The organism is Acinetobacter sp. 70_2, from assembly GCF_056736115.1.
Map to the genome: position 1 here is coordinate 265,913 of NZ_JBWZIP010000012.1, position 22,903 is coordinate 288,815.

At 40.0% G+C, this 22,903-nt stretch carries 20 protein-coding genes; 7 read left to right on the forward strand and 13 right to left on the reverse strand.

Going from position 1 to position 22,903, the window contains the following annotated elements; genetic code table 11:
- Positions 1–22 precede the first annotated feature (22 nt).
- Both AC1PJ9_RS05130 and AC1PJ9_RS05135 read right to left on the reverse strand, forming a co-directional pair.
- Entirely contained in the window at positions 23–1,465 is a 1,443-nt protein-coding gene (locus tag AC1PJ9_RS05130; RefSeq protein WP_068935232.1) for an amino acid permease, read from the reverse strand.
- Between the two features lie 305 nt (positions 1,466–1,770).
- Positions 1,771–2,319, reverse strand: a complete 549-nt coding sequence (locus tag AC1PJ9_RS05135) for a helix-turn-helix domain-containing protein (protein WP_002117406.1) — start codon at positions 2,317–2,319, stop codon at positions 1,771–1,773.
- 68 nt (positions 2,320–2,387) lie between these two features.
- On the opposite strand from AC1PJ9_RS05135, the gene AC1PJ9_RS05140 reads away from it, so the two are divergent.
- Positions 2,388–3,083: an AzlC family ABC transporter permease gene (locus tag AC1PJ9_RS05140; protein WP_031982243.1), complete on the forward strand. Its 696-nt coding sequence runs from the start codon at positions 2,388–2,390 to the stop codon at positions 3,081–3,083.
- Positions 3,080–3,403, forward strand: coding sequence for an AzlD domain-containing protein (locus tag AC1PJ9_RS05145; protein WP_151762610.1), 324 nt, complete (start codon positions 3,080–3,082; stop codon positions 3,401–3,403). Before AC1PJ9_RS05140 ends, AC1PJ9_RS05145 begins: the two co-directional genes overlap by 4 nt.
- Before the next feature lie 41 nt (positions 3,404–3,444).
- Here the strand turns inward: AC1PJ9_RS05145 and ssb are convergent, their stop codons facing one another.
- From ssb to AC1PJ9_RS05160, 3 genes are all read right to left on the reverse strand, one after another.
- Positions 3,445–4,029: a single-stranded DNA-binding protein gene (gene ssb / locus AC1PJ9_RS05150; protein ID WP_002053972.1), complete on the reverse strand. Its 585-nt coding sequence runs from the start codon at positions 4,027–4,029 to the stop codon at positions 3,445–3,447.
- A gap of 51 nt (positions 4,030–4,080) precedes the next feature.
- The gene (locus AC1PJ9_RS05155) at positions 4,081–5,445 is read right to left on the reverse strand and encodes an MFS transporter (RefSeq protein ID WP_311087233.1); all 1,365 of its coding nucleotides are present in this window, start codon (positions 5,443–5,445) and stop codon (positions 4,081–4,083) included.
- 146 nt (positions 5,446–5,591) lie between these two features.
- Positions 5,592–6,674, reverse strand: coding sequence for a DUF475 domain-containing protein (locus AC1PJ9_RS05160; RefSeq protein WP_304391371.1), 1,083 nt, complete (start codon positions 6,672–6,674; stop codon positions 5,592–5,594).
- Between the two features lie 263 nt (positions 6,675–6,937).
- Between AC1PJ9_RS05160 and tenA the strand changes: the two genes are divergently transcribed.
- The 3 genes from tenA (at position 6,938) to AC1PJ9_RS05175 (ending at position 8,958) form a co-directional block, all read left to right on the forward strand.
- The gene (tenA, locus tag AC1PJ9_RS05165) at positions 6,938–7,612 is read left to right on the forward strand and encodes a thiaminase II (RefSeq protein WP_005066884.1); all 675 of its coding nucleotides are present in this window, start codon (positions 6,938–6,940) and stop codon (positions 7,610–7,612) included.
- 64 nt (positions 7,613–7,676) lie between these two features.
- Positions 7,677–8,048 (forward strand): MerR family transcriptional regulator, encoded by a 372-nt coding sequence (locus AC1PJ9_RS05170; RefSeq protein ID WP_311087234.1) that lies wholly within the window; start codon positions 7,677–7,679, stop codon positions 8,046–8,048.
- A gap of 103 nt (positions 8,049–8,151) precedes the next feature.
- Positions 8,152–8,958 (forward strand): SDR family NAD(P)-dependent oxidoreductase, encoded by an 807-nt coding sequence (locus AC1PJ9_RS05175; RefSeq protein WP_311087235.1) that lies wholly within the window; start codon positions 8,152–8,154, stop codon positions 8,956–8,958.
- A 43-nt stretch (positions 8,959–9,001) separates the two neighbouring features.
- Here AC1PJ9_RS05175 and AC1PJ9_RS05180 read toward each other — a convergent pair whose 3' ends face one another.
- The 4 genes from AC1PJ9_RS05180 to AC1PJ9_RS05195 all read right to left on the reverse strand — a co-directional run bounded on the left by AC1PJ9_RS05180 (position 9,002) and on the right by AC1PJ9_RS05195 (position 11,398).
- Positions 9,002–9,343, reverse strand: coding sequence for a GlpM family protein (locus AC1PJ9_RS05180; protein ID WP_004704995.1), 342 nt, complete (start codon positions 9,341–9,343; stop codon positions 9,002–9,004).
- A 52-nt stretch (positions 9,344–9,395) separates the two neighbouring features.
- Positions 9,396–9,749 carry a DUF1304 domain-containing protein gene (locus AC1PJ9_RS05185; RefSeq protein ID WP_311087236.1) on the reverse strand — a complete coding sequence of 118 codons (354 nt, stop codon included), beginning with the start codon at positions 9,747–9,749 and terminating at the stop codon, positions 9,396–9,398.
- Positions 9,750–9,814: 65 nt separating this feature from the next.
- A complete protein-coding gene (locus AC1PJ9_RS05190) occupies positions 9,815–10,792 on the reverse strand; it encodes a zinc-binding dehydrogenase (RefSeq protein ID WP_311087237.1) in 978 nt (325 codons plus the stop codon).
- 3 nt (positions 10,793–10,795) lie between these two features.
- Complete coding sequence (locus AC1PJ9_RS05195; RefSeq protein ID WP_311087238.1) at positions 10,796–11,398, reverse strand: TetR/AcrR family transcriptional regulator; 603 nt, start codon at positions 11,396–11,398, stop codon at positions 10,796–10,798.
- A gap of 293 nt (positions 11,399–11,691) precedes the next feature.
- On the opposite strand from AC1PJ9_RS05195, the gene uvrA reads away from it, so the two are divergent.
- A complete protein-coding gene (gene uvrA, locus AC1PJ9_RS05200) occupies positions 11,692–14,526 on the forward strand; it encodes an excinuclease ABC subunit UvrA (RefSeq protein ID WP_311087239.1) in 2,835 nt (944 codons plus the stop codon).
- Positions 14,527–14,556: 30 nt separating this feature from the next.
- On the opposite strand, the gene AC1PJ9_RS05205 is transcribed toward uvrA, so the two are convergent.
- Entirely contained in the window at positions 14,557–16,263 is a 1,707-nt protein-coding gene (locus tag AC1PJ9_RS05205; RefSeq protein WP_311087311.1) for a GGDEF domain-containing protein, read from the reverse strand.
- A gap of 991 nt (positions 16,264–17,254) precedes the next feature.
- Between AC1PJ9_RS05205 and omp33-36 the strand changes: the two genes are divergently transcribed.
- Entirely contained in the window at positions 17,255–18,136 is an 882-nt protein-coding gene (omp33-36, locus tag AC1PJ9_RS05210) for a porin Omp33-36 (RefSeq protein ID WP_311087240.1), read from the forward strand.
- A 57-nt stretch (positions 18,137–18,193) separates the two neighbouring features.
- Here omp33-36 and AC1PJ9_RS05215 read toward each other — a convergent pair whose 3' ends face one another.
- From AC1PJ9_RS05215 to AC1PJ9_RS05225, 3 genes are all read right to left on the reverse strand, one after another.
- The gene (locus AC1PJ9_RS05215) at positions 18,194–20,161 is read right to left on the reverse strand and encodes a BCCT family transporter (RefSeq protein ID WP_311087241.1); all 1,968 of its coding nucleotides are present in this window, start codon (positions 20,159–20,161) and stop codon (positions 18,194–18,196) included.
- A gap of 164 nt (positions 20,162–20,325) precedes the next feature.
- Positions 20,326–21,018 (reverse strand): ion channel, encoded by a 693-nt coding sequence (locus AC1PJ9_RS05220; RefSeq protein WP_263614800.1) that lies wholly within the window; start codon positions 21,016–21,018, stop codon positions 20,326–20,328.
- A 168-nt stretch (positions 21,019–21,186) separates the two neighbouring features.
- Positions 21,187–22,902 carry a cation acetate symporter gene (locus tag AC1PJ9_RS05225; RefSeq protein WP_311087242.1) on the reverse strand — a complete coding sequence of 572 codons (1,716 nt, stop codon included), beginning with the start codon at positions 22,900–22,902 and terminating at the stop codon, positions 21,187–21,189.
- Between the last annotated feature and the right edge of the window lies 1 nt (position 22,903).

The following is a 22,903-nucleotide window of genomic DNA, read 5'->3' on the forward strand; positions in this document are numbered from 1 at the left end:
AGGCTCTTTTTTATTTAAAAATTTAAACTAACTTTTCTTCATGGCTATGAGTTAAATGAGTCGCTCTACGCTCTTTCCCCCATCCCAGTTTTTCAGACAGCAAACCGAAGAACACAATAATGCCGAACAATGCAGTGGTGTAAATCACTTCTTTAAAATAGGTGCCTTCAATCAACATAGTCAGAATTGCACCAATAATTGCAAAGATCACCACGTAAGTTAAGTAAGGGAACATCCACATTTTAAAGTCAATTTTCACGCCTTCAGCTTCTAACTTTTTACGCATACGAAGCTGAGAATAAGCAATCGTCAGGTACACATAGAGTGTTGCGGCACCCGTCGTTAGCATGAAAAAGTCATAAACATCCATACTCTTGGTTGCAGTTAAAACCACTGCAATTACAGAGAAGAAGCATGACACAATCACGCCCACCCACGGACTACTTTTACTGTTTACAGAGCCAAAGCTTTTCGGTGCATCACCACGTTTAGATAAAGAGAACAACATACGTGAACACGTATAAAGCGCTGAGTTAAAGCAGCTACATACCGAGGTTAGAACCACAAAGTTTACGATATGGCGCGCACCCGGAATACCAAGCGCAGACAAAGTCACGCTATAAGTTCCCCAAGTTGAATCTTTCAAAAGTTCATTGTTGTGAGGGATGAGACATACCGCCACAAACATTGAGCCAACATAGAATAAAATAATTCGCCAAACCACTGAGTTCGAAGCCTTACGAATTTCTTTAGATGGGTTTGCAGACTCTGCCGCTGCTACAGTCACAATTTCAGCACCAATATAGGCGAACATCACCCCAAGTAAGGCGGTAATAACGGATGAACCACCATTAGGCATAAAGCCTTGAGAGGTTAGATTACTGATACCAGATGCAGCCGGATTGCCCCAAGGCCACAAATGCATGATGGCTAAACTACCAATCACCAAGAAGATCACAATCGCAATCACTTTGATGAGTGCAAACCAGAACTCGAATTCACCATAGTTCTTTACGTTCTGCAAATTGACTGCAACCAGTGCACCAATCACAACGGTCATATAGACCCAAATCGGTATAAACGGGAACCAATTATTTAAAATTTTACCTGCCACATAAGCTTCCCAGCCCATGAGCATTGCGAGCGTACACCAATACAACCAGCCAATTGAGAAACCTGCCCAACGACCAATCGCACGGTCAGCATATGTTGAAAAAGAGCCACTGTCGGGATTTAAAACGGCCATCTCGCCTAGCATACGCATGATGAACCAAACGAGTAGTCCACCTAAAGCATAGGTTAAGAAAACCACAGGACCTGTGTTGTAGATGATACTGCCTGAGCCAACAAAGAGAGAGCCACCAATAACCCCTGCAATCGAGATCATGGTCAAGTGGCGTGATTTAAGTCCATGTTTTAAACTTTGGGAGTGATTGGCTTCAGAACCATTTTGATGAGCTGCCATATCATTTTCCTTAATATATGGAGGATATCGGCTAGACTCGGAAATCCTCCGAAGCCAAAAAATATCCCCTAAAAATTTAGCCGTTTTGCTCAATTCCTAAAACAGAAAATTCACTGAGCTTATCCGGCGCTTCCGTATGCATACTTCCAATGGCTTTAATTTGTCGTTTCGGCACTCAAGAAACGAGAGCCATTTTTGTAATAAAAGAGAGAGCCAATTGCAAAATTTATACGCAAAATTGGCCCTTTTTATAGGGGAAGCTGGTAAATGGCTTTTTGTTTTTATTTTAATGAGCTTGAAATTCTTTAATTTTGTTCAGAAATTAATAACGCCTTTGTGCCTGTTTCTAAGGCTCTAAATATATGCTTTTGATCGGCTGGATAACAAATATAGTCTCCAACACCAAGCTCAACCGCCTCATCAATTAAGCCAACCAAAGCTTTACCTTCGACCACAATAATATGTTCTACAGAACCAACTGGATGTGGTTCTGAAAGTCGGTCTTCTCCCGGCTCCACAATCAATAAATACACATCTCGGCGTGCATGGGGTGGACAGGTCGCCAACAAAATTGCTTTGTAATTGGCAATCTCAGAACTCACCGTTGGCCCATCGCCACAGCGAATGACTTGCACCTGATTGCTCGGTTCTTCCATCAACCTTGCAAATGGAATATTGAGCGCCACACAAAGTGCCCATAAGGTTTCAATACTGGGGTTACCTTGCCCTGCCTCTAATTGAGAAAGAGTCGATTTGGCAACGCCCGCACGGCGCGCAACTTCTGCCAACGAAAGCCCTGCTCTTTGGCGTTCACGCGTTAAACCTTTGGCAATAATTTCAATTGGCTGAGACATTCACCACATCCGTTCTATAAAAAAAACGATCGTTCGTTTTGACAAAACAATCAGACTTATTCATTATAATGGAAAATCGTTCGTTATATCATGCTATGTCTACATACTCTCTGATTAAAAAACTTAGTAAAGACACCACCCGCTCGATTTTCTTTGTGTGTCTAGCAACCAGTGTCGTTGGTATGTCTTTAGGTTCACTCGCTGCAAGTTATGGGTTAGCACTCTGGATCCCGCTTTGCCTATCTGTCTTTGTGCTCGCAGGAACTGCCGAATTTATTTTTATTGGTTTCTTGGCTGTAGGTGGTAGCCCAATTGCAGCGGCGATTGCAGGACTACTCGTCAATTTAAGGCACTTGCCTTTTGGTATTGCGGTCAATGAACTAATCCGAGGTAAATTCTCTCGATATTTCGGAGCTCATATCATGAATGATGAAAGCGTTTTGTTTGGTATGGCGCAGCCTGATTTTGAGACAAAAAAAGCCGCTTATTGGTTATGTGGTATAGGCATCATGCTGACTTGGCCACTCGGTGTCACTGCGGGTTATTTTATTGGAAGTGCTATTCCAGACCCAAAAACATTTGGCTTAGATGCCATTTTCCCAGCTATTTTAATTGCACTTACTTTTAATGCTTTAAAGAATAAATCTACTCGAAAAGCTGCATTTGCAGGGTCAACTTTAGCGCTGATCACCACGCCCTTTTTGGCCTCAGGGCTTCCGATTCTGATTTCGCTTTTTGGCTTGATATGGGGTAGAAAGAAATGAGTCAACAATTACTGATTATTGTAGGTATAGCCCTACTTGCACTAGGTACTTATAGTATTCGTTTTGCTGGTTTTCACTTGGGTGCCAAGTTCTCTTTTTCTGAAAAATACCAAGTTTTACTCTCAAACGGCGCAACTGTTTTACTCTGCGCGATTGCGGTGACCACTACATTTTTTGAAGGTCAACATTTCGCAGGTTTTGCGCGTATATTTGGGGTGGCACTAGCGCTGTTCTTGGTTTGGAAAAAAGTACCGCTGTTATTGGTGATTTGTTTGGCAGCCGTTGGCACGGCACTTCTACGTTTGCTAGGCATTGAGTAATAAAAAAGGCGAGATAAACTCGCCTTTTTTTGAAAATTTGATTAGAACGGTAAATCGTCGTCTAAATCAGCTGGTGCAGATGCTGGTTGTTGTGGCGCTTTAGGAGCGAAACCACCACCTTGTGGGCTATTGCCACCATTACCGAAACCACCTTGTCCACCATAACCACCGCCATTGTTTTGACCGTAGCCGCCACCTTGGTTGTTGTTTTGATAACCGCCACCTTGTTGAGGTGCGTTAAAACGTGGTTGGTTAAAATCATTACCGCCAGCGAAGCCTTGTTCACCTTGTTGACGAGCATCTAACATTTGCATCTGGTCGCCACGGATTTCTGTCGTGTAACGTTCTTGACCATTTTGGTCTGTCCACTGACGTGTACGTAATGAACCTTCGATATAAACCTTAGAACCTTTACGCAAAAATTGCTGAGCAATTTCCCCTAAACGGTTATGCAAAACAATACGGTGCCATTCTGTTTGTTCTTTACGTTCACCTGACGTTTTATCGGTCCAAACTTCACTTGTCGCGATTGAAAACTGGGTTAACGAGCCCCCATTTGGAAAAGTTTTTGTTTCAGGATCACGACCCAAAGTACCAACCAAAATAACCTTATTTACACCACGCATTAGCTGTCTTCATCCTATTCATTTCTATGTTTTACTTTATAAGAGTTATGCTTAAATGGCTACCTCTTTACCAAACAACTGCGTTAAATCACGTCGTGCAGCATCATCAAGAGACTGTTTATCGACTTTAATATAAGCAACTTGCTGGTCAGGCATCACCACAACTTCTTCAATACCACGAATTGCCAATAGCTGTGTGGTCCACTCATTCACCTGTTGCACTTGCGGCAATGGCAACACAATCGATGACAGATACCGCGGCTGAGCTAAACCAAAACTAATTAGCAGCCATATTATAGCAATCCCTGCTAAGACACTCCATCCAATCGCAGTATTATGTAACATCAATAATTGACCACCTAGCGTGCCACCAAAAAAAGCACCTAAGAACTGACTACTGGCATTTACACCCATGGCAGTAGCTTTTGACTGGATTGGAGCTGACTTTGACAACCAAGAAGGCAATAAAGCCTCCATTACATTAAAGGCAATAAAGAAAATACCTAAGCCTGCGAGCAAGACATATTTAGACTGATAACCAAATATGAGAAGCAGCAACCCCACAATAATGCCTGTAATTGCCGTTAAGAAAATGCCTCGCATTTTGCGATATTTTTCAGCGATGATAATGCTTGGAAATGCAAAAAATAAACTAATCACCAACAGTGGCAAATACACCAAGCCGTGGCTCGCCAGAGGAATATGCGCAAACTCGATAAGCTGTGAAGGCACATAAATAAACATAGCTGTCAGCAATAAATGCAATGCAAAAACCGAAACGTGTAAACGGTTTAAATCACCCATTTGAATGACTTGCTTAAGCTGCGCCATGTAGCCTTGCTGATAGTTACGATGATGGCGGGTCACTTTAGGTACAAGCAATAGCATCGAAATCGCGATTAAGCCCATAATTGTGGTCACAAAGAATAGACCAGAAATACCGACAAGACTTGTGAGCCAAGGCCCAAGGCTAAACGCGACAACAAAAGATAAACCAATACTCATGCCCATAGCAGCCATGGCTTTAGTACGCTGCTCTTCACGCGTCACATCAGCTAAAAGTGCCATGACTACTGCCGAAACCGCCCCAGCACCAGCGATGGCACGGCCAATAATCACGCCATAAATCGTGTCAGATAAACCCGCAATTGCACCACCAATAGCAAAGAGCAATAAGCCAAAGACTACAAGCGGTTTACGGCTAAAACGGTCAGCCAGCAAGCTAAATGGAATTTGTAAAATCGCCTGACTTAAACCATATACACCTACGGCCAAACCAATAAGTGCCGGAGTCGCATATTGATATGACTGCCCGACTACAGAGAAGACAGGAATAATCATGAACAAACCCAACATGCGTAGCGCAAAAATACTACTTAAAGCAAAAGTTGAGCGGCGTTCCAAAGCATTCATCATATCAATACACGTTATCAAACTAGGCAAATTATAAGCCGATTCGTTTCTAAAAATACGGGAGAGATGATTTAAAATAACGATTTCGGCTGAAAAAAATAAAGAGGCATTTAGCCTCTTTATTCTATCGAACTTTACTGAAAATTAGCTTAAGACGACTCTTGTTCGCGTTTCGCATATTGGATAGATGCAATCACTGCCCATGCAATAAATGCAACACCAATGAGGCCTGTCACGACTTCCGGTATATGTAAACCTGTACCACTTGCAATCATAATGAAAGCCAAAGCACCAATCGCATAATGGGCACCATGCTCTAAGAACACATAAGCGTCTAATGTGCCCTTTTCAACAAGATAAACCGTCATTGAACGAACGAACATCGCACCAATTGCAAGACCCAACATAATCACGACAACGTCGCTGGTAATTGCAAATGCACCAATTACACCATCAAAACTGAATGATGCATCTAACACTTCAAGGTATAAGAAACCGCCCAAACCGGCTTTAATCACACCAGAAGCAGCGCCTGAACCATCTTGCATGACTGCATTACCATCTTCATCAATTTCAGGTTCGCCGCCCAATAAATGGCTAAGAACTTGCACACCAATGTAAACCACAATGCCCCAAACACCAGCCATGGTTACAGCTAAACGCTCATGATCTTCAACATAACCAGCCATTACAATTAAAGCGATGAGTGCAATAAAAACAGACATTGCCGGTACGTTAGCCAAGTCAGATAATTTGACTTCAAGCCATCTAAACCAATGCGTTTCTTTCTCTTCGTCAAAGAAGAAGTTTAAGAAAACCAACAATAAGAATGTTCCACCGAAAGCTGAAATTTCAGCGTGGTGAGCCATTAAACGTTCAGAGTAAGTTTTCGGATCATTGAGTGCCATTTTAGCGACTTCAATAAAGCCCATATCGGCAGTCATAGAAACGATCAAGACAGGGAAAATCAAACGCATACCAAAAACGGCGATTAAAATACCGACTGTCAAAAAGATCATTTTCCAGAAATGATCCCACCCACGAAGTACCGATGCATTTACGACAGCATTGTCAAAAGATAATGAAACCTCCATTACAGCTAAAATCGCAGTAATGGTTAAAGCTTTAAGCATGGTAGACACGCCTGCTTCAGGTCCATGGGTAAAACCCCAGTAAGCGGCGAGTGCTAAACACACTACCGTAAAAAATATCGAAAATCGGAAATGCTTCATGGATCAGACCTATACCAAGAACTAAATTTAATCTTTCTTAAAAACCGCGGCTATTATATCGATAATTAACCACAAAACGATGTTGTTTTATGCCGTTATTACCTTTACTTTATCCCTATGTTTAATAAAGAAATTTATAATATTTAATTAACTTATTAATCGTATTAAATATTTTCTTGCGATATATCTACCATTATTATTTTTGTATTTTAAAATTGATTTAAAATCCGGTTCAGCTGTCTTATTTTAAATGGAATGATTTTATGCTTTTTTCTCAAGAACTCTGGCAACGTAATTTAAATTTATATCAAAAAATTCTCGACCTGCCTTTCAATCAGGAACTTGCTAACGGTACTTTAGATAAAGAAGCATTTTGTCATTATGTTATTCAAGACGCCCAATATTTAGTGGCCTACGGTCGCGTACTGGCTGTTGCGGCAGCAAAGGCATTCGAGGCTGACGATATTATGCAATTCTCAGATGCCGCTAAAATTGCAATTGTGGTTGAACGTAGTTTGCATGATGACTTCATGAAAAACTTTGGGGTAACCAAAGAAGAATTTAAAAACACCCCATTAACTTTAGCAGGCCATCATTACACTTCATTTTTAACAGCAACGGCTTGGTCTGAGAGCTACCCTGTTGTACTCGCTGCCCTTTTACCGTGCTTCTGGATTTATGCTGAAGTTGGTAAAGATATTGTAAATAAATCAATTCCTAATAACCCTTACCAAGCATGGATTGATACCTATGCAGGCGAAGAGTTTCATACCGCTGTTCGCAATGTGATTGCCACAGTAGACAAAGTTGCCGCACGCTGTGATGCAGACACATTAGAAAAAATGCATGCCGCTTACACGATGGGTGCAAAACTTGAATGGTTATTTTGGGATAGCGCATACCACCAAAGACAATGGTTAGGTTTAGACCATATTTAAAACTTCAAAAGAATCGGTCAGATGGTTCATACCTGATCGATTCTCAATAAAATGTGAGATAAATATGTATATTGGTGAATTAGCATCTTTAACTGGAGCCACTCCTAAAGCGATTCGGCATTATGAAAAATTAGGCTTGCTACCAGTTGCAAAAAGAAAAGGAAATTATCGTGTTTATGAAGAGATTGATGTCAAATCGGTTAAGATGATTCGCCTTGCACAAGCAGTAGGATTTAGCCTTTCTGAGCTTTATGACTTGTCAGCTTTAAAATATAAAAACAATCGCTTTCCAGTAGAAATTGCGCAGCAGCTTATTCAAAAAAAGAATCAACAAATTATTGAACAAAAAGAAGCATTAAATCGTTTACAAGAAGATTTAAAACAACTGGAAGATGAGATTATTGAAACTTATATTACCAGTAAAATTTCTGCTTAAAATGATGCATAAAAATCTAAAAATAGCTTTTGAATTTAGCGCTTGACTCTGCCCTTAGGGACAAGGTTTATCGTAAGGACTTCATGTATTACGGATAAATAAAATGAGCGCTCATCTTTCTACATTTAAAAATTCAACAGCATTAATTACAGGCGCATCTTCAGGAATAGGTAAAGCGTATGCTCAAAAAATTGCATCTTTAGGAATCCACCTGATTTTAACAGCGCGCTCCGAACAAAAACTAAATGATTTAGCCGATGAACTCAGAAAAAAATATAGCGTAAATGTTGAGGTGATTGTTTTAGATTTAGCTCAACCCGATTCAGCTCAGACCTTATTTAATGAAGTGCAAGCTAGAAAATTATCGGTAGAAATTTTAATTAACAACGCAGGGTTTGGGAAATGGACTAAGTTTCTAGATCAATCCATTTCTACCTATCAAGAAATGATCATGCTAAATATCAGCAGTGTAACGTCTTTGTGCTATTTATTTTTGCCACATATGCTTTCGAACAAAAAAGGCATCATGATTAATATTTCGTCGACAGGTGCCTTCCAACCTCTCCCTTATATTGCTGTTTATGGCGCAACTAAATCTTATGTTCTGCAGTTTACTGAAGCACTTGCAGGGGAATATGGCACTTCGGGTGTTAAGTTTATCGCTGTTTGCCCAGGCAATACCGAAACCAATTTTACTCAAGTCGCAAATGCCGATACCAGCGGTATGAAAAGCTCTACTGTAGATGACGTTGTCTCTGTAACAGTTAGAGCGTTAGATAAAAATAAAGCAACAGTAGTGGTGGGTTGTAGTAATTATTTAACGTCTCAATTGCCCCGCATTCTTTCCCGCAAAAAAATGATCAATTTAGTCGAAGGCATGCTCAGAACGCGTGTTCTTGAGCAATCATAAAAAATGCTTCAATTTAAAAGATTAAGGGATTTCTCTTAATCTTTTAATGTTGAAATAGCTGCCAGCCATAAATTAAACCTGCCGCAGCGACCACCCAACATAGAGTGGCCAAGCCCAGACACGACCACATCGACATGCGTGTTGCGAGCATATAAACAGCAACTAAATAAATGGCATAGGGAATAAGTGACCATAGACCAAATAGAGCCGTTTTTTGTAATGCTTCGGCTCCTTTTTGCTGATAGACAATCACATGAGCAATCAAAGCAAAGGTAGGAAAAAGTGGGACTAAACCAGCAATATAAAATGCCTTACTTTTCGATAAAATCGAAATAATGAGGACAACCCCAGCCCCCAACATACATTTTAAAAATAACGCCCACATACACTGATCCTACCTGATCATTTCCATTTCAAAACGCTGTATTGTGCGCTTTTTAAAGAAAATTAACAGCGACTAAAGCAATCAATGCAGGAACTGCCTGAATATAAATAATCTTTTTACTGGCAGTCAGCCCGCCATAAATACCTGCAATCAGTACACAGCCTAAAAAGAAATTGGCAATTGATATAGCAAACGGTGCATCAGCCAATAAAGACCAAAATAAACCCGCCGCTAAAAAGCCATTATAAAGACCTTGATTTTGCGCCATGACTTTGGTGATTTTTGCTTTTTCAGCATTATTTCCAAAGGCTTTCATGCCATAAGGTTTGTCCCACAAAAACATCTCTAGCACTAAAATATAGACATGTAATATCGCGATAAGCGCAATGAATATTTGTCCGATCATATAGTTTTCCTTTTTGTTTTAAAGATATGAAAAAAGATCAGTCTCTCGACTGATCTTTTAGTGTGTTACGGTTTTAACAATACTTTGCCTTGTCGAGCACCTTGCGTTGCTCTTTGGGCAGCTGTTTTAATCTCATCAAAACTAAATACACCTTCTACAGGTAGAATTAATTTTTTCTGAGTCGCTAGCGTTAATAACTCAACAATCAGTTCCTTTTTACGTTCTGCTGGCATTTCTTTGTTGACCACACTCGCCCAGAACCCTTTTACTGTCGCTTGTTTGAAAATCAAATCGCCCGATGAAATCTGCATGGTTTCGCCAGTCATACTACCAAACGAAACGAGTAGGCTATTTTCACTGAGTAAATTCAGCATTTCACCGCTTGCGCTGCCACCAATTGAGTCCACACCAGCAATCAGCGGTTGGTCACCGTGAAGTTGTTTAACCTGCTCTTTCCAGTTCGCCTGATCAGTTGCAACAACATGCTGAATACCTAGTGCTTGCATCTCTGCAATCGCGTCAGTACGACGGACCAGATTAATCACAGGTAAGCCACGTGCCTGTGCAATCATCGCAACTGTTTTACCTACTGCACCATTTGCCGTGTTTTGGATGAGCCATTGGCCCGGTTGAACATTAACAAAGTCCAATAGCATGAGGGCACTAATTGGCATACCAATCAGTTGCGCTGCTGTCTCATCATCAATTTCATTATTTAAAGGAATAAGGCCTTGCGCTGGTGCAATAAAGTATTCAGCCCAACTGCCATGAACAGATGCAACTGCGATACGTTGCCCTACCTGTACATGAGTAACGCCTTCGCCCAACGCATCAATAATACCAACGGCTTCACTACCGCCAATCGCAGGTAAGGTCGGCTTGTAGCCATAGCTTCCACGTACTGTCCATACATCATGATTATGAATCGGAGACATGATGGTTTTAATACGCACTTCGCCTGCTTTTGGTTCTGGCTTTGGCATATCCGCCTGCTCTAAAACGTCTACAGGTTCGCCAAAATTACCATGGATAATACTTCGCATGCTTTATTCCTCTATCGGTTTTAAGAGTTGTTGGGTCGTTTCTAAAGCTAGATGTAGATGTGCTTTGTCTTGAGACAATTTTGTGAGTAAAGCGGCACCCAACCATAACTGATACATGACTTGCGCAGTTTTCAAAGGATCAATATGTTTTGGAATTGACCCTTCTTGTTGCCCTTCTTTGAGTAGTAAAGCTAGACGCTGCGTTAATTTGTACACACCGTCATTGAGAATTTGACGCATATCTTCTGACAAGTCAGAAACCTCTGCCGCCAACTTCACAATCAGGCAATTTTCAGCCCAGCTGCCATATACGGGATCATCAATCCACGCCTGCCACAACGCCATTAAACGGGCATGCGCACTTTGTTCACTGTGCTGCCAAAGTTGTTCCATACGAACTTTATAATTGGCCATGTATTGCTCTAGCAAGGCACAACCAAATGCCTCTTTCGAAGCAAAGTAGTGATAGAACGAACCTTTGGGTACGTCACAAGCCTTTAAAATTTCTTGCAAACCAACACCAACAAACCCTTTACGTAGTACCAGCTCAAAGCTGGTATCTAAGATGTGTTGTCGGGTAGTTTCGCTTTTGTTTAATCGTTTCATGAACACATCATAAACAACTATTAGACCAGTCGTCTAGTAAAATTATGTAGCTTGTAAAAATATGCGAGAGTAGAAATGTAGAGTGAGGAATGTTAAAAATACAATCTGCTTATTTAAACAAATTTTGTCGATTGTCGTTTAACCGTCACAATTTGTCGCTTTAAATCATTTTGTACTACTTGAACAATTTTAAATCGTTATCATATAGGGTCTGTTGTTTATAAATAGCCATATCTCCCTGTGACTAATCAAACAACACCTAAATTTTCATCAATACATAATTGAGATGTTTTATGAGCCAAAGTCATATCCGTATTCGAGGCGCACGTACCCATAACTTAAAAAATGTGTCACTCGATATTCCACGCGACAAATTTGTGGTGATTACGGGGCTATCAGGTTCAGGAAAATCTTCTCTTGCCTTTGATACCTTGTACGCCGAAGGACAACGCCGTTACGTCGAATCACTTTCGGCCTATGCTCGTCAGTTTTTATCGCAAATGGAAAAGCCTGAAGTCGATTCGATTGAAGGTTTGTCACCAGCGATTGCGATTGAGCAAAAGTCTACCAGTCATAACCCACGTTCAACGGTAGGTACGATTACCGAAATTTATGACTATTTACGTTTGCTTTATGCACGTGTCGGCACGCCCTACTGCCCTGAACACGACTTACCTATGGTTGCGCAAACCGTTTCTGAAATGGTCGATGCGGTAAAGAACCTTGAGGAAGGCACAGCACTCATGTTGCTTGCCCCAGTGGTTCGTGAACGTAAAGGTGAATACAGTAACCTGTTCGAACAACTACAAGGCCAAGGTTTTGTACGGGCGCGTGTAGATGGCGAAATCATTGATATTGATACGCCACCAGAACTCGACAAAAAGAAAAAACACACCATCGAAGTTGTGGTTGACCGTTTTAAAGTGCGTGATGACTTAGGCAACCGTATTGCTGAATCATTTGAAACCGCACTGCGTTTAGGTGGCGATATTGCTGTTTTGTCATGGATGAATGGCGAACACCCAGATCGTGTTTTTTCTGCGAAGCATTCATGCCCTGAGTGTGATCGCGCAGTCGCAGAGCTTGAGCCTCGCTTATTTTCATTTAACAACCCGTTCGGTGCCTGCCCTGTTTGTGATGGTTTAGGTACCCGTAGCCACTTTAGCTCTGAAAAGCTCATTCCAAATCCTGAGTTGGCAATTAGCGAAGGTGCTATTCGTGGTTGGGATCGTCAGCGTCCATATTATTATTCGATGCTACAAAAAGTTGCCGATCATTTTGGTTTCCAACTTGATACGCCTTGGAACCAGTTAGATAAAGACACTCAAAAGAAATTCTTACAAGGTACGGGTAAAGAAAAAGTCGATTTAAGCTATATCGACGAACGTGGCCGTAAACATACTCGCGTGCAACCATTTGAAGGAATTTTGCCACACCTTGAGCGTCGCTACCGTGAAACTGAAAGTAACTATGTACGTGATGATTTAGCTCAGTACCTTTCTAATGCAGCGTGTGATGCATGTGGTGGTTCACGTCTTAATGAAATTTCACGTCATGTTCGCGTTAAAGATAAAACGATTGCCGACATTACTCGCATGTCGATTGGCGATGCAGAAAGTTATTATCAAGATTTAAACCTTGAAGGTGCTAAAGGCGAAATCGCAGATAAAATCTTTAAAGAAATCCGTGAGCGTCTACACTTCTTGGTGAGTGTTGGTCTGAACTATTTAAGTTTAGCTCGTTCTGCCGAAACCCTATCTGGTGGTGAAGCACAGCGTATCCGTTTAGCCTCGCAAATTGGTGCAGGTTTGATGGGTGTGATGTATGTACTCGATGAACCGTCTATTGGTTTGCATCAACGCGATAATGATCGTTTATTACAAACCCTTATTCGCTTACGTGATTTAGGCAACACGGTATTGGTTGTTGAACACGATGAAGATGCCATTCGTGCAGCTGACCATATTATTGATATCGGGCCGGGTGCAGGTGTACATGGTGGTGTGATTATTGCTGAAGGTACGTATGATGAATTGGCTAAACATGCCGACTCACTCACAGGACAATACCTTTCTGGCAAACTCAAAATTGAAGTGCCAAAAAAACGTACTGAATCACCACGTCCAGATGAATTTATCAAACTTTCTGGTGCAGCAGGCCATAACTTAAAAAATGTCGATTTAACCATTCCACTTGGCATTATGACTTGTGTGACGGGTGTTTCAGGTTCGGGTAAATCAACACTAATTAACCGTACTTTGCTTCCATTGGCTGCAACACAGCTCAACGGTGCAACGACTTTAACAGCAGAAAAGTTTGATTCAATTGATGGTCTACAACACCTTGATAAAGTCGTTGATATTGACCAAAGCCCAATTGGACGCACACCACGTTCTAACCCTGCAACTTACACAGGGCTATTTACACCAATTCGTGAGTTATTTGCACAAACCCCAGAGGCAAAAGCCCGTGGTTATAGTGCCGGTCGTTTCTCGTTTAACGTGAAAGGCGGACGCTGTGAAGCCTGTGAAGGCGACGGCATGATTAAAGTCGCAATGCACTTCTTACCAGACATGTATGTACCTTGCGATGCTTGTCATGGCAAACGCTATAACCGTGAAACGCTTGAAGTAGGTTATAAGGGCAAAAACATTTCTGACGTTTTAGAAATGACCGTTGAAGATGCTGCCGAGTTCTTTAGTGCAATTCCAGTCATTCACCGCCGCTTAGAGACCTTAACTCAGGTTGGCTTAGGCTATATTCGTTTAGGTCAGGCTGCTACTACACTTTCTGGTGGTGAAGCTCAACGTGTAAAACTTGCACGTGAGTTAGCGAAACGAGATACGGGTAAAACGCTTTATATCTTAGATGAACCAACAACAGGTCTGCATTTCCATGATATTGCCAAGTTACTCGACATTTTGCATGAGCTACGCAACAAGGGTAATACCATTGTAGTGATTGAACATAACCTTGATGTGATTAAAACAGCGGACTGGGTTGTTGACTTAGGCCCTGAAGGTGGTTCGGGTGGTGGTATGATCATTGCCGAAGGTACACCTGAACAAGTCGCTGAGGTCGAGATTTCCCATACGGGTCGTTTCTTAAAACCGATGTTGAAACAATAAAAAAAAGCCGGAAATCATTTTCCGGCTTTTTTATCCCTCTACAACATTTCGGCCCCGAGCTTTAGCTTTTAAAAGTGAACGGTCTGCTTTTTCTAACAGTTCCATCCAGCTTGTTGCTCCAATCGCAAAACCAATACTGACCGATACATGCAATTTTTCATGCGTATTAGATAAATTAACTTCTTCTAAAGAAATCGCAATACGAATTTTTTCAGCCAAGAGACGTGCATCTAAAAATGGTATCTGCTCTAACAAGATTAAGAACTCATCGCCACCATAACGAACGATTAAATCCGAAGCGCGTACGTTCGCTTTTAATTGATCTGCAATACGTTTAATCACTTGGTCACCAACAATATGACCATATTGATCATTCACATCTTTAAAACGATCTATATCAATAATCATTAAACAAGTTTGTGAAAATTTTTGAGGGTAGCTCTCCACAATTTTTAAGTATTCAGATAAAGCTAAACGATTGGATACACCAGTTAAAGGGTCTGTATTTGCAATATTTTTAAGTTGGAATTCAAAAGCATCTCGCTGTTTAAGCATTCTTTGTAAACGGTCAATCGCTTCAAACAGTGAAATAAACTCACCTTTTTTAGGGTTCAACTCATCTACTGGATAATCTTTGCTATGAGACAAATCAAGAATTAAGGTTCGGGCCTGAATAAGGGGCTCAAATACCCTTCTCTTTGCATAAATTAAGGTAAGTAAAGCAGCCGCTAACGATATGCTAGAAATAAGCAAAGTCAGAAAGAATTTCTTTTTTGCCAAATAATTTTCTTGAGAAGCGATAAAGACACTTTTATTAAGTAGGAAGTTTTGTAAATCGATGACTGTTGTAAATTTATCAACAATTTGGTCTGTCAGTTCAGTTCCATTTAAATGATAAGCCTCATTTTTTTGGCTTTCTTCTAAAAGTTGACCAACAATAGGCACGCCTTTATCTAAAAATTCAGTTTTAACTCTCGCATAAAGGCGATGATATTCTGGAGTCTTGGCCTGCTCAGACTGTAGCGTATCTACAAGTGCCCATAAGTACCGAGCTTGCTGTTGAGTCTGCAAAGAGCGCGCCCGATTATCATTGGGTATGGTTTCTTTAAACGTCACTGGTGCAATAACATTAGATGCGGTGCGACCAGCCTGATCACGCATATCGGTTAATACAACAATCAAAGTAAAATAGTTATTAATTTGACTGTCTTTACTTTTTAACTGCAACATGAGCTTTTGCAAAATTTCTCGGCAACTATCCCAAGCACCGAACATACCCAAAATTGCATGATCGAATTGCATAGAGGTTCGTGCCTGTTCAGGTGTTGCAGCATAGTAGTCGACGACAGCCCGCGCCTGCTTCAAATCATCTTTAAATTTAGTATCTAAAGTATTTGCTAAATCGGAATAGCCTTCTTCCTTTAAAATACGAATAGTTTCATTAATTTGCTGATCGACAGTAAGTCGGTATTCTTTTAGCTTCTTCTGATTTTTTAAAAAGTCGGTAGCGTTACTCGACATTAATTTATTTGCTGGTGCACGCTCTTTAGATACCTTATTTGCAACTTCAGCAATCGATTTTAAGCTTTTGATTTCAACCAAAGCTTGTTTAGTTTTTAAATACTCTTGATAACTGCTAACAATAAGAGGCACAGCCATAAACAGTAAGGACAGAATAATGACCAACATGAAGAAAAATAGTCGATTACTGATATGTTCTGAACGTAATCCTGACATTTCTAGCTGGTACTCCGTAAATGTCCTACCATCATCACAACTATAGAATGAAGTAATTAACTCGCATCCTAGCACTTTAATGAGCAGAAGTTCAGCAACAAAGTTTGAATAACGCAATATACGCATTCATTGTTGGTATTTCATAAAAATCTGATCGAAAGAGCAAATGATGGCTATAGCAAAACTCCATTTTACAGCTGAAGTAAATTTCGCAATCCTATAAAAAGATTCTTTTTCCTCTTGGATGCCACTCCCAGCATCCGAAACCCAGCGCTAAGCTGGGTTCTTTTTATACAAACTAAAAAGAAGAAATTTCATGTAATTTTTTTAACAAATGTTAATGTTTTCTTATAGATAAAAAAAAGCTCAACCTTGGGGAAAGCTGAGCTCGTAAAGTCTGATGTGATAACACATCGTATCTGGGAAAGCACTGCTAACTATAAAAATGTTAGATAGTGAACTTTGCAATTGAATTGTGTGACTTATCTCTAATTTTGTAAAGTTGATTAAATTGATCAGAATTAATTTTTTAATCGTTTTTTTGATTTAAAAACGTATTTTTTTTGCCTTATTCAATTATATAATAATTCAAAATAGATAGATTATTTAGATAAACTTATCAAAATAATGTTAACTATTACTCAAAATATATAAAAATTGAAACAAGAATAATGTTTGATCGATTATTTATTAATCATATCGACATTTTTATTAACGTTAAATCCGATTAATAAAATCATTTTTTCCAATTATAAATGTAATTATTTTTAAACTATTTAATGCCAAATCCTTAGGAAGCTTAAGGTTTAGCTGCTTGTTAATGTTCATTTTTTTAGCAGGTTGACATAAAACACTTCAATTGGTCTTTTTTTAACCATTTTTAACATAAGTGTCAAATTTCATTAACATTCCGTTTCATCTATTATTGACTTCATAAATTGTTACAATACAATGACCCAAGCTTTATCTCTTGTTAACGCTGGAAATGATTATGAAAAAACTTGGTTTAGCCACTGCTGTATTATTAGCCATGACCGGTGCTCATGCTTATCAATTTGAAGTTCAAGGTCAATCTGAATATGTTGACACAACTGCAAACGATAAAAACTTCACTGGTACTGCTCAAGGTACTTATTACTTCAAAAATGTTGATGCGTCTAAAGGTCCTTTAGCTGAAGCAGCTTTCTTAAACCAAGCATCTAACGTTTCTGTTGCTTATAACTATATCAAATATGATGAGAAAGACACTGTAAACGTTGAATCTCACACTTATGGTGTTAAAGGTGAAGCATACGTTCCAACTCCTTACGTACCAGTTTATGCTAGCGCATCTTACAACCACACTATCAATGATTTTAAAGATGGCGTAAGTGATGACAACGGTGACCGTTATGCATTAGAAGCTGGTGCAATGTTGTTACCTAACTTCTTAGTTGCTGTTGGTTATACAAGTGTTGCTGATCAAATTTCTTTAGATGCATTCGGTGTTAATAAATACGGAATCGCTAAAGCAGTTGGTGAATCAGTTGCTATTGATGAAAAACAAGATGCTGTAACTGCTCGTACTAAATATGTTGGAAACATTGATGGTACTAACATGGCGATTGGTTTTGAAGCATTTGCTTTATTTGCTGAAGATAATGCTTACGGTATGAAAACTGATTTATTCGTAACTCCTAAGTTAAGCGTTGGTGCATCTTTTGCTGATGTATCTGCATTTAATTCTGGTTACGATCATGTTTGGGGTGGTCACACTCAATACTTCATCACTCCTGCTTTAGCAGTTGGTGCTGACTTCGTTAAAGCAAATGCGAAAGATGGCAACCCACGTGATACACAAACTATCGGCTTAAATGCTAAATTCCGTTTCTAATTTAATTTAGAAATTGAATTTAAAAAAGGACTCAATTGAGTCCTTTTTTTATGGCTTTTAACTACGTACGATATTTAAGAAATGTAAGTGACGTTCGTACTGATCAATAATATCTTGGATCAAATCTTCCTGCGTCCAGTCCATTACATCATAGTTTTGTCCACCCTCTCTTAAAAACACCTCAGCTTGGAAATATTGACCATCTTCGGCTTCAGTACGCCCAATTAAAAAACTTGGTGGCACTGTTTCACGTGAAACAACTTTATAAATAAAATTAATTTCATGGTGATGATCGACTCGAAGTTGCATTCCATCCTCAACTTCACTAATTGAAACCTCAAGATGACGGCGTTTAAACTCATGCTGAATATTTTCAAAAGCACGTGAAACCTGCTTTTCAATATACTGCTTAACCTCTTCTTCGCTATGAGGATAGTGCATAATTAAGCCAAGACGTTGTTGCCAACTTCTAGGGTTATGAATAGCACGTGGAGTAATGCGAGCTTCCTGAATTGCTTGCATTTTCGTGACATCGAGATGTAAAGCTTTTATAAGTCCCCAGCTCATCAGCAACATGACTACAGTAAATGGCAATGCACTCATAATGATTGAAGACTGAAGCGCGGCAAGGCCACCCACCAAGAGTAAAATAATAGCCAGCACCGCCATAAGCACTGTCCAGAACAGGCGTTGCCAAGTAGGTGAATTTTCAGTTTTTGCAGTTAAGTAGTCAGTAACGAGTGCCCCTGAGTCAGCAGAGGTCACGAAGAATAAAACCACTAAAATAGTAGCCAGAATATTCATGACACCTGACCATGGCAGGTGCCCTAAGAATTCAAACAGTGCAACTGATGAGTCTTGCTGAACAGCCTGAATGAGAGTGGTTTGATGTTCATGAATAATGCTAAATAACGCAGCATTTCCTAAAAAGCCCATCCAGATAATGGTAAAGCCTGTTGGAATAAGAAGAACGCCTACAATAAACTCTCGAATGGTACGACCACGTGAAACCCTCGCGATAAACATGCCCACAAATGGTGACCATGAAATCCACCAAGCCCAATATAAAATGGTCCACCCCCCAATCCATCCATTTGGCTGATAAGCATATAAATTGAATGTCATGGTAAAAAGGTTAGAGATATATTGCCCTGTGTTTTGGATAGTGGTTTGAAGTAAATAAATACTAGGGCCAGCAATGAAGATAAATACTAATAATATTAAAGCTAAAACCAGGTTTAGTTCTGATAAGCGTTTGACCCCTTTATCTAGGCCTAAGAACACAGATAATGAGGCTAAAATACTCACAAAAATAATGAGTAAAACTTGAATATTGGTACTTTGCTCGACACCAAATAAATAATGTAAACCAGAGTTAATCTGGGTGACACCAAATCCGAGAGAAGTCGCTACACCAAATACCGTACCAATGGTCGCAAATATATCGATGCTGTCGCCCCAAGGCCCATAAATCTTTTTACCAATGAGTGGATAAAGAGCTGAACGGGTCTTTAGAGGCAAATTATGACGATAAGCAAAATAAGCTAATGCTAAACCAACCACAGCATAAATTGCCCATGCATGTAAGCCCCAGTGGAAAAAGGTCACACGTAGAGCTTGTTGTGCTGCCTCAATTGTCTGTGGCTCACCACTTGGTGGGTTGACATAGTGCATGACAGGTTCAGCAACACCGAAGAACATTAAACCAATACCCATACCGGCAGTAAACAGCATGGCAAACCATGAACCGTTACTGTATTCGGGCTGGCTATGGTCAGGGCCTAGTTTAATCCGACCTATCGAAGAACAGGCAATATAAATCAGTAGGATAAGAAAGAAAGCAACCGATAAAACATAAAACCAGCTAAATGAATCAGTGATCCACTGTTTTAACTGCTGCGTGAGAAGTTCAAAAGAACTCGGAGCGATCACAACAACTGCTAGGAATAAAGCAATAATAATGACCGTACCCAAAAAAACATTGGGATTAACATTTGCGAACCAACTCGTTTGTTTGGAAGGCATAAATCCTCCATATTATTTTAATGAAAATGACAGGCATAAAGCCAATAAAGACATTCAGGAATGAACAAAGTTATATCTTTCAATAGAGAAAGCCGATAATACTTTAAGTAAACTTAAATAATATTGCAGTTACAAAGGTGTAAATAAACTCAACACCTCCTTCTTTATTTATCAGAATTCTTTTTAGGTGCGTGTGAGATGTACTGTAAAGCGATCAAACGCGTAACAATTAATGCCAAGTACATAACGCCACAAAACATTTGTAACATCGCTAGAACACGTGCTGGTGGGCTAAGAGGCATGAGGTCAGACAGCCCTGTTGCTGACTGCAAACTAAAGCTTAAAAACAGTAAATCTAGCCAAGTTTGTATGTGATGGACATGGTTTGGATTTTGAAAGCTATTGGGAATTAATAGCTGACAAATGTTGTATAAAAATGCAAAGCCCCAAGCGATTAGTGTAAAAACAGCCGCTGCTGCAAACAGTTCGTCCCGTGTTAGATATCGGTCGGCAAACATATAACGGAATAAACCATAAGCTGCCGAAAAGTAAGCTAACGCTTCACAACTATGGGCAAAAATCTGGATTGTTAAATTGCTGTAGCCTAATAAAATAAAGACGGAAGATACAATTGCTCCACTTACAAACGTGAGGCCCAGAAAAGTGAACATGGGGGTCTGACGAATAACCTTAGCAATAATGAGTAAAGCGAGAACTCCTAATGCCCAAGTGAAGGTTCTATACGCCTCATTATCAAAAGTCAGCATGGACAGAATAAGTAAAATGAACTGCACAAACAGCAACCATGCCGAAGGCAACAATCGAAAGCCTGCCCAAAACTCGATGATAGATCGCATTTAATTATTTTCCATTTTTCTTTATGTTTTGAATTATAGAAAATCATACTGTACAAAAAATAGGATAAACAAGTTGTTCTTTATTAAGGAGCTTCTTTTGAGTAAGCCATATGACAAAAACAAAAAAAGCCCCGTAGGGCTTTTTATGAGATGTTCAATATATTTTGATTAGTGATCTGATGCGCCAGAAGCACCAATACCTGTCATTGAACGTACATATTGTGCATCGAAAGAAGCGCGTTCTTTTTTCGCACGTGCTGAGTTGTCAGTCACTGAGAAGAACCAGCAGCAAAGGAACGACAATGGCATCGCAAATAATGCAGGACCGTTAAATGGATTGATTGGTGTATCAGAGATTTTTAAAGTATCAACCCACACTGCTTTAGACAAGATGATTAGTACAACTGCTGTTACCAAGCCAACCACACCACCAATTACTGCACCACGTGTAGTCAAACCTTTCCAGAACATTGAAAGAACAAGTACTGGGAAGTTTGCACAACATGCTACAGAGAATGCCAAACCTACCATGAATGCTACGTTTTGCTTTTCAAACAAAATACCCAAAATCATGGCAAAAACTGCTAAACCAAGTGTCGCGATTTTTGACATACGAAGTTCAGAAGCTGGAGTCGTTTGACCTTTCTTAAATACGTTAGCGTATAAGTCGTGCGAAATTGCAGACGCACCTGAAAGTGTTAAACCAGCAACAACAGCAAGAATCGTTGCGAACGCTACTGCTGAAATGAAGCCCATGAACAAGTCACCGCCTAAAGCATCACTTAAATGCACAGCCGCCATGTTGTTACCACCAACCAGCTCAAGCTTTCCTGACACTGCCATTTTTGCAACATCAAGGAATTGCGGGTTGTTTGATACGAACAAGATCGCACCAAAACCAATAATGAAAGTTAAAAGGTAAAAGTAACCAATGAAACCTGTTGCTACCACAACCGACTTACGTGCTTCTTTTGCGTCTTTTACAGTGAAGAAACGCATAAGAATATGTGGAAGACCCGCTGTACCAAACATCAGTGCTAAACCAAGTGATAAAGCATCAATTGGGTTTGCAGCAAGTTTACCCGGACCCATAATTTTTGAAGCATCTTCAAAGCTTACGTTATGAACTTTACTAAACACTTCAATTGATTGGGTAAACATATTGCTGAAGCTAAATCCAACCGCTTTCATCACCATGAATGCCATGAAGGTCGCACCGCTCAGTAACATGACCGCTTTAATGATTTGTACCCATGTGGTTGCCAACATGCCACCAAAAATTACATAGGCCATCATTAATAGACCAACGATGACAACCGCAATGTTGTAGTTCAAACCAAATAGCAATTTGATGAGCTGACCTGCACCCACCATTTGCGCAATCAAGTAAAACGCGACAACAACAAGCGAGCTAAAAGCAGCTAGAGTACGAACTGGTTTTTCTTCAAGGCGGAATGACACGACATCGGAAAGGTTATATTTACCGAGGTTACGTAAACGCTCTGCTACCAAGAATAAAACGATTGGCCAACCTACCATGAATCCGAGTGAATAGAGCAAGCCATCAAAACCTGAGCTAAATACCATTGCGGAAATACCAAGGAATGACGCCGCTGACATATAGTCACCTGCAATTGCCAAACCATTTTGGAAACCACTGATTCCACCACCCGCAGTATAGAAATCTTGTGCAGATTGGGTTTGCTTTGCAGCCCATTTAGTAATGAACAGTGTGAAACCAACAAAGATGACAAACATGATAATGGCATGCCAGTTGGTTGCTTGTTGCTCTGCTTCACCTAAATCTGGGCTTGCCATAGCAACTGTTGAATATAGCGATGCTGCACCCAATAGGGCTTTCGCTTTTAATGAGTTCCATTTCATA